Raw genomic sequence first — 12612 nt, forward strand, 5'->3', positions numbered from 1 at the left:
GCAAACCCGGCTCACTCCTCGCATTCACCGGGACCCACCTTCCGTTCGTGACTGCGGGGCTCGCAAACCCGGCTCACTCCTCGCACTCACCGGGACCCACCTCCGGGGAGGACCTCGACGGAGGCGCGGCGCTCCGGGCGCAGGGTGGCCGCGGCAGCCCGGACCTGCTCGTCGGTGACCTCGCCGATCAGGCTGGGTAGCTCACCGAGCAACCCCGGCTCGCCGCGCTGCTGCTCCAGCACCGCCATTCCCAGCGCCCGGCCGAGCACCGCATCGGTCTCGCGCAGCAGGTGGGTGGCCATCCGGGCCTGGGTACGGGCGAGTTCGCCGTCGCCGAGCCCGTCGTGGGCGAGCCGGTCCAGTTCCTCGTCCAGGGTCCGCAGCACCTTGTCCACGTCGCCGCCGGGCGGCAGATGCGCCTGGAGCAGCAACGCGGTCGGATCCCGTACGTCGAACGGGTCACCCATGAAACCCAGGTAGCCACCGACGCTGGTCACCGCGCGGTCCCGGCGCACCAACCGCTCCACCAACCGCGACGCGTCCCCGTCGGTGAGCACCTCGGCCAGCACCACGTACGGCAGGTAGGCGGCGAAGTCGCCGATCGGGTCGGGCACCCGCCACGCCGACGCCACCGCCGGCAGCGGCGCCAACTTGTCGGTGTACGCGGTGCGCCGCTCGACGGTCAGGTCCGGCTCGGCGAAGTCCGGCCGGTCGGGTGCCGGACGGGCCGGTACGTCACCGAAGTGCCGCTCGATCAGCGTGACGGCCTCGGCGGTGTCGATGTCCCCGCTGACCGCGAGCACCGCATTGCCGCTGGCGTAGTAGTGCCGGAAGAAGTCCGCGGCGTCGGCGACGGTGGCCGACTCCAGATCATCGAAGGAGCCGTACCCGTCATGGGCGTTGGGGAAGGTGTCGAACAGCACCGGGGGCAGGGTCAACCAGGGAAACCCACCGTACGGCCGGTTGAGCACGTTGACCCGGATCTCCTCCTTGACCACGTCGACCTGGTTGCGCAGGTTCTCCTCGGTCAACCGAGGGCCGCGCATCCGGTCGGCCTCCAGGAACAGCGCCCGCTCCAGGGCGTTGCTCGGCAGGGTCTCGAAGTAGTCGGTGTAGTCCAGATGGGTGGAGCCGTTGAAGGTGCCGCCGGCCCCCTGCACATGTCGGAAGTGGGCCAGCTTCTCCAGGTTCTCCGAGCCCTGGAACATCAGGTGCTCGAAGAGGTGGGCGAAACCGGTGCGCCCCTCCGGCTCGGAGCGGATGCCGACGTCGTAGACGACCGCCACACCGATGACCGGGGCGCTGCGATCGGGGGTCAGGACGACCCGTAGGCCGTTGTCGAGGGTGAACCGTTCGACCGGATACCTCGTCGCTGGGATTCTCGCTCTGCGGGTCGGCACGGATCCGACCCTAACGTCTCGGCGCGCCCGCCGGTGCCGGCGTGCGAGGAAGCGCACCGCGGTCGGGTCTGCGCGAAGACCCGACCGGAGCACCGCGTCCCGTCAGCCGGACGCGGTGCCCGTACGGTCGGTCGATGCCGGTCGGTGCAGCTCCACCAGGCCGGACGGAGCGGACCCGCCCGGTGTGACCGGCCAGGGTGCGAACGTCACGGCCGTGGCCAGCAGCAGCCCGACTGCCGCCACCGCGATCACCAGGAGCAGCTCACGCGCTGCCGAGCCCACCATGGTCTTCCTCCCCCGTACCCGATCAGGAGCCCCCCCGGCCCCTCCCCCCGCAGCCAGGCTTCCCGAGCCGGTTCAGGAAGACAGTCGCCCACCCGACGGTCGGTACGCTGATTGCCGACTCAGGCTTTGCGGTGCCGCTCGGTGCCAGGCTGACGCGCCGACCAGGACCGGCCGGGGATGCCGGCCTCGCGCCCGCGCTGGAAAACAGGGACGGCCGGGCCACCACCGGTGCGCATTGCACGGTGGTGACCCGGCCGACGCCGGGTGACCGAGAGGTCAGAGCGGACGGATGTTCTCCGCCTGCGGGCCCTTCTGGCCCTGCACGACCTCGAACTCCACCCGCTGGTTCTCGTCGAGGCTGCGGTAGCCGGAGGACTGGATCGCCGAGAAGTGGGCGAAGACGTCCGCGCCGCCGCCGTCCGGGGTGATGAAGCCGAAGCCCTTGTCAGCGTTGAACCACTTGACGGTGCCAATAGCCATGCTTGTTTCGTCTCCTTGACGGAACGTCAACTCCGCACCTGTTGCGGAGTTGAAAGAGGAATGTCCCGAGCGAACCTGCTCGGAACGCCTGTCGCTGCTGGTCGCCCCGCCCGGAGAAGTCCGGACATAACAAAGAGCGCCTGGGGCCACATTCCGCCAGGCGCAAACAGAGCTGGTAACCGAAACTGCAACGAGAGAACCCTACCACGGATCCGGCACCACGCCAGTGCTTCATGTCGACTCGGGAACCGAGCTGATCAGCGCGGTCAGCCCGTCGACGTCGAGCAGGTCCATCGGACGGACCGTCTCCCCGTCACGCACGTAGTGGAACGCCGCACCGACCCGGTCGACCGGCACACCGGCCAGCTCCGCCCAGGCCAGCCGGTAGACCGCCAGCTGCACCGCCGCCACCTCGGCCGCGGTGCCCTCCGGCCGCGCGCCGGTCTTCCAGTCGACCACGTCGAAGCGGTCGCCCGGCCGGCGGAACACGGCGTCCATCCGGCCGCGTACCACCACACCGCCGATCACCGTGGCGAACGGCACCTCCACCTCGATCGGAGTGCGGTCGGCCCACTCGCTCGCCAGAAAGCGCCGCTGGAGCTCGGCCAACTCCTCGTCCGGCGCCGCGTCCGCGTCCGCCGCCCCCGGTAGCTCGTCGGTGTCGAGCAACCGGTCCGCGCCGAACCGCTGCTCCAGCCAAGCGTGGAACGCGGTGCCCCGGCGAGCGTACGGGTTGGGCTCGGTCGGCATCGGGCGGCGCAGTGCCCGGGCCAGCCCGGCCGGATCCCGGCGCAACGCGACAAGTTGCGTCACCGACAGCTGCTCGGGCAGCGACACCTCGATCGGGCCGGAGAGCCGGCTCACCTCCGCCCGCTCGGCCAGCAGCAGCTCAGCCTCCCGTCGCCACCGGGCCACGTCCGGATCCTCCCCGACCGCGTCGTCCGGCGGGTCCCCGGCGTCGCCGTCGGTCAGGAAACGGCGGACCAGCGCCGCCGCCTCGGCCAACACCGGACGGCGAGGGCCGAGTGGATCGGCGGGCCACTCGGCCCGCAGCACCACCTCGGTGGTCGGGTTCACCGCGTCCGGCGCGGGTTCCGGCGCCCACTCGTCGACCAGGTGGCCGGCACCGCCGTCCAGGCAGGCGTCGTGCACCTCGCGGAGCAGCGCCGACGGTCCGCGCGGCCGTTTGGTGCCCTCACCCCACCAGTGGCCGGAGCAGAGCAGCAGCCGCCGGGGCCGGGTCACCGCCACATACGCCAGCCGTCGTTCCTCCCGCTCGTCGTGGGCCCGCCAGGCATCGGTGAAGTCCTCCACCGCCCGGGCCACGCCACGCTGGTCGTCCGCCTCGGCCAGGGCCAACTCGGGCAGCCCGTCGGCGTCGCCGCGCAGCGGGAACGGCAGTACGCCCAGGCCGCCGAGCCAATGGTCAGAATTGCGGACCGGCCCCGGCCACACGCCACGACTCAGCCCGGCCACCGCCACCACGTCCCACTCCAGCCCCTTGGCGGCGTGTGCGGTGAGAATCTGCACCGCCCCCTCGACCACCTCGACCTCGCCCGGCGCGAGACCGCGCTCCTCATCCTCGGCGGCGGCGAGATAGGCCAGGAACCCGGCGAGCGTGGCGGCCGGCGACTCCCCGCTGAACCGGGCGGCCACGTCACCCAACGCGTCCAGGTGCCCCCGGGCCAGCCCGGCGTCACCGGCGCCGTCGCGGCCCGCCCGCACCGCCACCTCCACGTCGAGCCCGGTGGTCCGCTCCACGTCCGCGATCAGTTCCGGCAGGGTCTGGTCCAGCCGGTAGCGGAGCAGGCCCAGTTCCCGGGCGTACGCGCGCAGCCGCGCGTACCCCTCGGCCGAGTACGCCTGCGCCGGCCCCAGGTCGGCAAGCGCCTCCACGAGGGTGGCCTCATCGAGGCGGTCTGGGGTGATCTCCGGAGCGCCGTCGTCAGCCAGCCGGCGGCGGGCCGCCGCGATGGCCCTGGCCCGACGGTGCAACGCCACCAGATCCCGCGGCCCGATCCGCCACCGTGCTCCGGTCAGCAGACGCAGCAACGCCGCCCCGTCGGTCGGGTCGGCCAGCACCCGCAGCGTGCAGACCACGTCGCGTACCTCAGGAGTGTCCAGCAGACCGCCGAGCCCGACCACCTCGACCGGCAGGCCGCGCTCGCGCAGCGCGGCGGCGATCGCCGGGATCTGGCTGCGCAGCCGGACCAGCACCGCCGTGGTCGGGCGTCGCGTCACCGGGATGTGCTCGGGCGACACGCCCGATGTGCCGGCCGCCCCACGCCAGGCGGCCAGCAGGCTGTCGGCGATCCAGTCGGCCTCGTCGGCGTAGGTCGACAGCAGCGCGCAGTGCACCGTGCCGGCGGCGGCCCCGCGCGGGCTGCGATGCGGAATCGGCTCGTCGACAGCGAGCGCGGCGTGCAGCTCGGGCACCCGCGCCCCGGCCGCGCGTAGCGGCGTGGCCAGCGCGTTCGCCACCGCCAGGATCTCCGGTCGGTTGCGCCAGCTGGTGGTCAGCCCGAGCACCCGCGCCGCGCCGCCGTCGGTGCGGGCGAACTCGGTCGGGAAACGGTCGAGCGTGCCGGCGCTGGCTCCCCGCCAGCCGTAGATGGACTGGCAGGGATCACCCACCGCGGTCACCGGATGGCCGTCGCCGAACAGCGCTCTGAGCAGCACCACCTGGGCATGGCTGGTGTCCTGGTACTCGTCGAGCAGCACCACCCGGTAGCGACTACGCTCGATCTCACCGACGCCGGGATGGTCCCGGGCGACCCGAGCCGCCCGAGCGAGCTGGTCGGCGAAGTCCATCGCCTCGAAATCGTCCTTCCGGCGGGCGTACCCGCGCACCAGCGGCAGCAGCTTCAGCCGGGCCTGCTGGAGAGCGAGGGCCTTGCGTACCCCGGCGTAGATCCGCCCCGGACGTGACTGCACGTCGGCGAAGAACCGGCCGGTCCAGGCGGCCAGCTCGTCCGGCTCGACCAGGTGCTCGTCCAGCTCACCGGCGAGCGCGAGGACCGCGTCGGTGACGGTGCTCGGCATCCGGTCCACCTCGGACATGTCCCCGTCGTAGTTGCGCACGATCAGGTCGACCAGCTGCCAGCGGGACGCCTCGGTCAGCAGCCGGGTGGAGGGCTCGTAGCCGGCGCGCAGACCGTGCTCGGTGACGATCCGCCCGGCGTACGAGTGGTAGGTGGCCACGGTCGGCTCACCGGCGAGGGGGTCGTCGAGCGGGTTGCGCTCGCGGCGGCCCAACCGGCGGACCAGCTGGTCGAGCCGGACGCGTACCCGGTGCGCCAGCTCACCGGCGGCCTTGCGGGTGAAGGTGAGGCCGAGCACCTGCTCCGGCCGGACGTACGAATTGGCCACCAACCACACCACCCGGGCGGCCATCGTCTCGGTCTTGCCCGAGCCCGCACCGGCGACCACCAGCAGCGGCTCCACCGGCGCGGCGATGATCGCCGCCTGTTCCCGGGTGGGCGCCGGCAGGCGGAGCAGCTTCGCCAGTTCCACAGGCGTGTACCGGGGGCCGGCGTCCGCCGCGCGGGGTGCCGGTGGGACCGGCTCGAACAGGGTGGGCTGCGTCACGGCTCGACCACCTGCCGGCCCTGACCGGAGACCGGACAGCTGCTGCGCACCGGGCAGACCCGACACTTCGAGTTGGCGACCGCCGCGAAGGTCGAGGCGGCCATCGTGTCGGCGGTACGGCGCACCAGCGCGGTCGCCCAGCCGGCCTCCGGACCGTCGGTGGTCGGCGGCTGGGCCTGCTCGCGGGCATCCTTCGCGCCGGTGCCGAGCTGCACCAGTGCCGCGCCACCGGGCTCGTCGCCGAACTCGGCGAACGCGCCAGCCTCCACCGCCGCCTGGTACGCGCCCAGCTGGGGATGTTCGGCCACCTCGCGCTCGGTGACCGCGGTGGACTTGCCGGTCTTCAGGTCGACCACCACCAAGCGGCCGTCCGCGTCGATCTCCAATCGGTCGACCCGGCCGGTCAGCTCGACCGGCCGGCGCGGATCGTCGAGGCGTACCGCGAACTCCTGTTCGATGGCGAGCAGCCGGCGCGGGTTGGCGGCCAGCCAGCGCAGCAGCTTGTCGACCATCTCCTCGGCGCGGGTCTGCTCCGGACCGACCATCCACCGCGCGGCCAGCTCGATCGCGTCGAAGCGGGCGGCCACGTACTCCAGCAGCGTCTCGCGGTCGGCCCTGGCGTCCTCGGCGAGCATCGCCGCCGCGTGCACCAGGTTGCCGACGCCCTGCGCGGTGCTGGCCGGTGCGCTGCCGCCGTGCCGCTCCAACAGCCAGCGCAGGCTGCACCGCAGCGCGCTCTCCATCCCGGACGGGGTCACCCGGACCGGCTCACCGTCGTCGACCAGCGGCCGGTCGTCGGAGAGCGGGCGCAGCCCCCACCAGTCGTCGGGATGCGCGCCGGACACCCCGGCGGCGGCCAGCCGTGCCAGTTCGGCCGCTGCCGCGCGCCGCCGGGCGAGCGGCGCCGCCCGATCGGCGACCGCGGTACGCAGCTCCGCCACCAACGCGGGCAGTGTGAGCGCCCGGGGCGGCCGACTCAGCGGCAGCCGAGCCGGCGCGGAATGCCCGTCCCCGGTGGTACCCGCCGGGCCGTCATCGTCCGGGATGCCGTCCGCCGGGGTGCCGGCGGGGAGCGGCTCGTCCGGCGGCTGGGGCCGCGGCGGCGGACCGCCGGCACCACCCGGATCGTCGGTGGGGCCCAGCTCGTAGAGGAATCGGCTGGGTTGCTCCTCGTGGTCGTCGCCGCCCACCGACGCGGAGGCGACCGCGCTGACCAGCAGCCGCCGCCGAGCACGGCTCACCGCGACGTGGAACAGCCGCCGCTCCTCGTCGAGCAGCGCCGAGGTCTGCCCGACCACGGTGGCCAGCGCGGCCACGCCGTCGCCTCGGCCGGCAAGCACGTCGACCAGGCGCTCCGAGCCGAGCAGGCTGCCGCGCAGCCGCAGATCCGGCCAGACCCCCTCCTGCACGCCGGCCACCGCGACCAGGTCCCACTCAAGTCCCTTGGCCGCGTGCGCGGTGAGCAGCCGCACGGCGTCGCCCCGGTCGGCGGTCGGTGCGAGCGTGTCGGCCGGCAGCTCCTGACCGAGCACGTGGTCGAGGAAGACCTCGGTACGCGCGCCCGGCAGCCGATCGGTGAACCGGGCGGCGGCGTCGAAGAGGACAAGTACGGCGTCCAGGTCACGGTCGGCCGCCTCGGCCCGGCGACGCCGGGCGAGATCACCCTCGCCGGCCACTGTCGGGCCTCGGGTCAGCGCGGCCGACCACAACTCGGCCAGCCCACTGGCCCGCCATACGGCCCAGAGGACCTCCTCCGCGGTGGCGGCCGGCCGTTCGGCCGCCTCCCGGGCGACGGCCAGCAACCCGGCCACCGTCTGCGCCGGCTCGGCCCAACGCCGCTCGACTCCGACCAGCTCGGCCGGGTCACGGAGCGCCTCGATGATCAACTCTCCGGAGGGCCGCCGGTCGCCCCGGGCCAGGGCGAGGGCACGCAGGCCCTGCCGCAGGCGCCGCTCCGCCAGCGGGTCGGCACCACCGAGCGGCGAGTGCAGCAGCGCGACCGCGGCCTCCTCGTCGAGCCGCTCCGGCTCCAACGCGCAGCGCAGCAGGAGCAGCAGCGGCGCGACCGCCGGTTGCAGGTGCAGCGGAAGATCCTCACCGTGCACCACGGTCGGCACGCCGGCCGCGTGCAGCGCCCGACGCAGCCCGGGCAGCTGCCGGGCGGTGGAGCGGACCAGCACCGCCATCCGCGCCCACGGGACGCCGTCGAGCAGGTGTGCCTCCCGTAACGCGTGCGCCAACCACGCCGCCTCACTCGTGGTCGAGGAGAACGTGCGTACCTCCACCGTCCCCGGTGGGGTGTCCGGCAGCGGTCGTAGCTGCCGGTGTGCGGCCGGCCCGCGCAGCCGTCGGCCCAGCCGGGTGGTGGCGGCCAGCAGCCGCTCCCCCGCGCGGTAGCTGGTGGTCAGCAGCACCTGGGCGGCCGGTGCGCCGGAGGCGGTCCGGAACCGGTGGGGGAAGCTCGTCACTCCGCCCGGGTCGGCTCCCCGGAAGGCGTACGTGGAGGAGTCGGGATCGGCGAAGGCGACCAGGGAAAGGCCGCCGCCGGCCACCGTGTCCAGCAGCTCCAGCTGCGCGGGGTCGGTGTCGGCCAGCTCGTCGACGTAGACGTGCGCCAGCCGGCGCCGCTCGGCGGCGAGCAGCTCCGGATCGTCGCGCAGCATCCCGGTGGCGGCCCGGACCAGCTCCGCCGGGTCGTAGGCGACCGAGCCGCGGTTGGCCACGTCACGCAGGGCCAGCACGGCCACGTACTGCCGGAGGAACCGGGCGGCGGCCGGCCAGTCGGCGCGGCCGAGCCGCTCACCGAGCCGGGCCAGCTCGACCGGGCCCACCCCCCGCTCGGCGGCACGCATCAGCAGGTCGCGCAACTGGGCGGCGAATGCCCGGGTACGCAGCGCCGGCCGCAGATCCGCCGGCCAACCGACCTGGTCGTCGTCGGGCTCCGCGTCGGCCTCCGCGTCGGCCTCCGCACCGACGACGTCGAGCAGCTCGCGAATGATCAGATCCTGCTCCGGACCGGTGAGCAGCCGGGGTGACGGTTCGCCGCGTTCGGCAGCGGCCCGTCGCAGCAGACCGAAGGCGTACGCGGGGAAGGTGCGCACCAGCGGCTCACGCAGCACCCGCTGACCGGTCGCGGCGATCCGCGCCTCGATCCGGTGCCGCAGATCGGCGGCACCGCGTCGGCTGAAGGTGAGCACCAGAATCCGCTCCGGGTCGACACCCTCGGTCACCCGGGCGGTGACCGCCTCGATGAGGGTCCGGGTCTTACCCGTGCCCGGCCCGCCCACCACGAGCATCGGACCGGCAGTGTGCGCGACGACCTCCGCCTGCCGCGGATCGATCTGCCCCGGCGCGGCCTGACCCTGTTCGGCCTGACCGGACGCGGCGTGACCCGGCGCGGCCTGACCTGACCTGATCTGACCCGGCGCGGCCTGACCTGACCTGACCTGATCCGGCGCGGCCTGACCTGACCTGACCTGATCCGGCGCGCCCTGCCCCTGCCCGGCCTGCGGGTGAGCGGCATCCGAGGGGGGCTCGACGGACGGGCCGCTCCCCTCGGTCGGCCCGGCGGGCCGACGCACCAACCGGTACGCCTGCATCCCGCCATCCCATCACGGCCCTGCGACACCGCCCGACCCGCCACACCCGCCCGGTCGGTGTCCGGCGCTCGGCTTGCGGCAAGTCGGGGCTTCCGCTCGACGGGAAGGCCCGGTTCGCCGCATCCCAAGCCGATCACAAGCCGAGCCGACCGCATCCCGAACCGACCGCATCCCGAGCCGACCACGTCCCGAGCCGGGCGGCCGGGGCGACGGGCGGCCGGGCCGCGTCACGGCCAGGCGGCGGTCAGGTGAGGTGGGATTCGATCAGATCGAGCGCACTCGGGACGGTGTCGACCGACCGCAGCAGGTCGAAGCCGGCGGGCTTGAGGAAGGTCTGATCGGTCAGCTTGCGCAACCACTCCAGCAGCGGGTCGTAGAAACCGTCGGTGTCGACCAACACCATCGGCTTGTGGTGTAGGGCGAGCGTCGCGGTGGTCCAGACCTCGAAGAGTTCGTCGAGCGTGCCGAGCCCGCCGGGCAGGGTGAGGAAGGCGTCCGACTTCTCGATCATCAGGATCTTCCGACTGGCCATCGACTCGGTGACCAGCAGTTCGTCGGAGGCGAGGTCGGCGACCTCCAGGTCGACAAGTGCCTGCGGGATCACGCCCACCGTGCGACCTCCCGCCGCGCGTGCGCCGTTGACCAGCGCACCCATCATCCCGACGCAGCCCCCGCCGCTTACCAGCGTGTGCCCACGCCGAGCAATCTCCGCACCGGTGTCGGCAGCCAGGTCCAGCCAACGCTTGTCGAGCGTGCGGGAGGATGCGCAGAACACGCAGATCGCGGCCATCGTCAGCGCCCCGCCGGGTCGTCGGTCGCGGCGGATTCGTCCGCGGCGACCGACGACCCGTCAGCAGCAGCCGACCTCTCCGCCGCCTGCCGGTTGAGGCCAGCCGAACCCTGCGCAGCCGCCTGCCCGTTGGCGGCGGCCGACTCGGTGGCGGCGGCCTGCTGGTCGGCGGCGACCCGGGCGACGGCTTCCTCGCGGACGGTCTCCTGCTCGACGCTGAGGGCGGCCTCGGCCTCCACGATGTGCCGCACCGCCGCCGCGACATCGTCGGTGACGCAGATCAGCTCCAGATCGACCGGGCCGATCTTGCCTTCGGCGGCCATCGTGTCACGCAGCCAGTCGAGCAGCCCTTGCCAGTAGTCCGCGCCCATCAGCACCACCGGGAACCGGGTGACCTTCCCGGTCTGCACCAGGGTGAGCGCCTCGAAGAGTTCGTCCATGGTGCCGAACCCGCCGGGCAGCACCACGAACGCCTGGGCGTACTTGACGAACATGGTCTTGCGGGCGAAGAAGTAGCGGAAGTCGATGGCCAGGTCGACCCACTCGTTGATGCCCTGCTCGAAGGGGAGTTCGATGCCGAGGCCGACGGAGTGGCCGCCGGCCTCGCTGGCCCCCCGGTTGACCGCCTCCATCACGCCCGGACCGCCGCCGGTGATCACCGCGTAGCCGGCCCGGGCCAGCGCCGCCCCCAGCGCCTCGGCGAGCTGACACTCGGGGCTGTCCGGCTTGCTGCGCGCCGACCCGAAGACGCTGACCGCCGGCGGCAAATCGGCGAGGGTGTCGAAGCCCTCCACGAACTCGGAGAGGATCCGCAACGCCCGCCAGGCGTCCTTCGTCTTCCAGTCGGCCCGCGCCCGGGAGTCCAGCAGGCGTTGATCCGCAGTGCTATTGGTGATCGACTGGCGACGTAGTGTGACGGCGCCGCGATGCCGCTCCTGTTCTCGTTCGCGCCGGTTGCTCTGGGTCATGGAAGCAACCGTAGTGGAGTCCGGCCGGAGAACCCGGCAAACACTTTGTGATCTTGTGCAACCAAATCGCTTTCCCGTACGTCTTACTATTCACATACCGGGTATGCCCCGGCGCGCAGGCTTCGGGGGAGGAGACAGCGTGATCAGCAACAACGAACGGATCCGGATTCGCCGCCAGATGCAGCGACGCATCCGCGACGTGGTGGCCGAGCGCCGCCGCACCCGCCTGCTCGACAAGCCACCCGAACCGCCGACCGATCCGGGCGCCGAGTCCCACCTGAGCGCCGTCTGACCGTCGACGCGCTCACCCGCTGACGGGGCCGGGACGATCAGGCGGCAAGCCAGCGATGCAGCGTCGCCGCACCGTCGCGGATCTTGCTGATCTCGACGTGCTCGTCCGGGTGGTGGGCCAGGTTCGGATCACCCGGGCCGAAGTTGAGCGCCGGAATCCCCATCGCGGCGAACCGGGCCACGTCGGTCCAACCCAGCTTGCCGATGGGCGCGGCGCCCACCGCCGCCAGGAACTCGCGGGCGGGAGCCGCCTCCAGCCCGGGCAGGGCACCGGCCGCGCAGTCGGTCACGGTCAGTTCGTAGTCCGCGAAGACCTCACGCAGGTGCGCCTCGGCCTCGGCCGGCGTACGGTCCGGCGCGAAGCGGTAGTTCACCTCGATCTCGCACCGGTCCGGCACCACGTTGCCGGCGACCCCGCCGTGGATGCGGGTCGCGTTCATCCCTTCCCGGTAATCGCAGCCGTCGATGGTTACCCGCCGGGCCTGGTACGTCGACAGGCGGCGGAGCACCTCACCGGCACCATGGACCGCGTTGACCCCGTGCCAGGAACGGGCCGAGTGGGCCCGTACCCCGGTGGTCACCACCACGGCTCGCATGGTGCCCTGGCAGCCGGCCTCGACGATGCCGTACGTCGGCTCCAACAGCAGCGCGAAGTCGGCCTCCAGCCAGTCCGGGTGCGCCTGCGCGACCAGGTGCAGGCCGTTGTACCTCGACTCGATCTCCTCGGCCTCGTAGAAGAAGTACGTCACGTCGTAGCGTGGCGCGGGCAGGCTCGTCGCGAGATGCAGTGCATAGGCGACCCCGGACTTCATGTCCGAGGTGCCGCAGCCGTACATCAGGTCGCCGCGCAGGGTCGACGGGAAGTTGTTGTTCAGCGGCACCGTGTCCAGGTGGCCGGCGAGCACCACCCGGGAAGCCCGCCCCAGGTCGGTACGGGCCATCACGGTGTTGCCGTACCGGTAGGTGGTCAGGTGCGGGACCACCCGCAGAACCTCCTCCACGCAGTCGGCGATGGCCTTCTCGTTGAGGGACACGGACTCGATGTCGACCAGCGCGCGGGTCAACGCCACCGGATCGGCGAGGACCTCGGGGGTAAGCGGGTTCTCCATGGTCCGCACGGTACCGTCACAACCGGCGACCGTGAGACGCGAGCCCTTCGACGCAGCACGAGGCGTGGGCCGGAGAGCCGCAGTCGCGAGCAGCAGCAGCAG

General features: G+C 72.9%; 8 protein-coding genes and 1 pseudogene. 1 reads left to right on the plus strand and 8 read right to left on the minus strand.

Features of this window, described 5'->3' with window-relative positions; translation table 11 throughout:
- Positions 1-86: 86 nt before the first annotated feature.
- From Vse01_RS23620 to Vse01_RS23650, 7 genes and pseudogenes are all read right to left on the minus strand, one after another.
- Entirely contained in the window at positions 87-1400 is a 1314-nt protein-coding gene (locus Vse01_RS23620; RefSeq protein ID WP_093405128.1) for a M16 family metallopeptidase, read from the minus strand.
- Between the two features lie 102 nt (positions 1401-1502).
- Positions 1503-1685 carry a hypothetical protein gene (locus Vse01_RS23625; protein WP_093405125.1) on the minus strand — a complete coding sequence of 61 codons (183 nt, stop codon included), beginning with the start codon at positions 1683-1685 and terminating at the stop codon, positions 1503-1505.
- Positions 1686-1961: 276 nt separating this feature from the next.
- The gene (locus Vse01_RS23630) at positions 1962-2165 is read right to left on the minus strand and encodes a cold-shock protein (RefSeq protein ID WP_013735772.1); all 204 of its coding nucleotides are present in this window, start codon (positions 2163-2165) and stop codon (positions 1962-1964) included.
- A 231-nt stretch (positions 2166-2396) separates the two neighbouring features.
- Positions 2397-5753, minus strand: coding sequence for an ATP-dependent helicase (locus tag Vse01_RS23635; protein ID WP_093405497.1), 3357 nt, complete (start codon positions 5751-5753; stop codon positions 2397-2399).
- Positions 5750-9352, minus strand: a complete 3603-nt coding sequence (locus Vse01_RS23640; protein WP_093405122.1) for an ATP-dependent helicase — start codon at positions 9350-9352, stop codon at positions 5750-5752. The genes Vse01_RS23635 and Vse01_RS23640 overlap by 4 nt, the downstream gene beginning before the upstream one ends.
- Before the next feature lie 244 nt (positions 9353-9596).
- Positions 9597-10142, minus strand: coding sequence for an LOG family protein (locus Vse01_RS23645; protein WP_093405120.1), 546 nt, complete (start codon positions 10140-10142; stop codon positions 9597-9599).
- Between the two features lie 143 nt (positions 10143-10285).
- Positions 10286-11110 (minus strand): annotated as a pseudogene (locus Vse01_RS23650) (LOG family protein); the annotation flags it as partial.
- A gap of 139 nt (positions 11111-11249) precedes the next feature.
- Between Vse01_RS23650 and Vse01_RS23655 the strand changes: the two are divergent.
- Positions 11250-11402: a hypothetical protein gene (locus Vse01_RS23655; protein ID WP_170863441.1), complete on the plus strand. Its 153-nt coding sequence runs from the start codon at positions 11250-11252 to the stop codon at positions 11400-11402.
- 37 nt (positions 11403-11439) lie between these two features.
- Here the strand turns inward: Vse01_RS23655 and dapE are convergent, their stop codons facing one another.
- On the minus strand, positions 11440-12510 hold the full coding sequence (dapE, locus tag Vse01_RS23660) for a succinyl-diaminopimelate desuccinylase (RefSeq protein WP_093405494.1): 1071 nt from the start codon (positions 12508-12510) through the stop codon (positions 11440-11442).
- Positions 12511-12612 lie beyond the last annotated feature (102 nt).

Origin of the sequence: Micromonospora sediminimaris (genome assembly GCF_016863575.1) — a bacterium.
GTDB classification, from domain to species: domain Bacteria; phylum Actinomycetota; class Actinomycetes; order Mycobacteriales; family Micromonosporaceae; genus Micromonospora; species Micromonospora sediminimaris.

Bases quoted from the DNA above. Each gene is read 5' to 3' on its own strand.
- Vse01_RS23625 (WP_093405125.1), bottom strand. From the start codon at position 1,685: ATGGTGGGCTCGGCAGCGCGTGAGCTGCTCCTGGTGATCGCGGTGGCG.
- Vse01_RS23630 (WP_013735772.1), bottom strand. From the start codon at position 2,165: ATGGCTATTGGCACCGTCAAGTGGTTCAACGCTGACAAGGGCTTCGGC.
- Vse01_RS23640 (WP_093405122.1), bottom strand. From the start codon at position 9,352: ATGCAGGCGTACCGGTTGGTGCGTCGGCCCGCCGGGCCGACCGAGGGG.
- Vse01_RS23645 (WP_093405120.1), bottom strand. From the start codon at position 10,142: ATGGCCGCGATCTGCGTGTTCTGCGCATCCTCCCGCACGCTCGACAAG.
- dapE (WP_093405494.1), bottom strand. From the start codon at position 12,510: ATGGAGAACCCGCTTACCCCCGAGGTCCTCGCCGATCCGGTGGCGTTG.